Genomic DNA, 794 nt, shown 5'->3' on the forward strand with positions numbered 1-794 from the left:
TAGGCCGGATGCGTGCCGTCGATCAGCGCCGTTTCGTCCGAATCGACGCTCGGGTGATGCAGTTGACGCACCGCGTCGGCCAGCGCCGGCACGCCGAGCGGCCGCAGGTACGCGGCCGCGACGTCGGGCGGCAGCAGTTCGGGCAGCGGCGTGCGCGTGAGCGCGTTGTCGATCGCCTTGCGCAGATAGGCCTGCGACACGCCGGCCGTGCTCGGATACACCGGCGTGAGCACCTGCGAGAGCGGCGTGTCCGCGTCGACCACGCGCACCGCCGGATGCACGATCTCCAGCCCGAAGAAGCCGCCGCGGATGTCGCCGCGCACGCGCAGCCGCTGGCCCACCGCCATCTGCTTGACCTGCGAGCCGTAGAAATTGAGGAAGCGCAGCACGAGCTCGGCGCCGTCGTCGTCGCGCAGCCGCACCAGCAACTGGCGGCGCGGCCGGAACGCGACCTCGTTGTCGTACACCACGCCTTCGGTCTGCGCGATCTCGCCGGGCAGCAGCTCGCGGATCGGCGTCAGCGTGGTTTCGTCCTCGTAGCGCATCGGCAGATGCAGCACGAGATCGATCGAGCGCGTGAGGCCGAGCTTGGCGAGCTTGTCGGCGGTCTTGACGAGCTTCGGCGCGGCCTTGGCGGCCTTGGCCGGTTTGGCGTCGGCCGCCTCGGCCCGATCGCCCGCCTCGTTCGTGTCCCCGCTGGCGGACACGGCCTTCTTGCGCCCGCGCCGGGCCGGTTTCGGCTCGGCGCCGCCTTCCGCGAACGCCTCGCCCCCGCCCGCGTCCGCGCCACCCAT

Annotated in this window: 1 pseudogene; it reads right to left on the bottom strand. The window is 72.0% G+C overall.

The annotated features are described in order from the left end of the window. Positions 1–794 (bottom strand): annotated as a pseudogene (locus G3N92_RS34480) (ATP-dependent DNA helicase RecG); the annotation flags it as partial.

The sequence above is a fragment of the Burkholderia sp. Ac-20379 genome (assembly GCF_017104645.1).
Classification (GTDB): domain Bacteria; phylum Pseudomonadota; class Gammaproteobacteria; order Burkholderiales; family Burkholderiaceae; genus Burkholderia.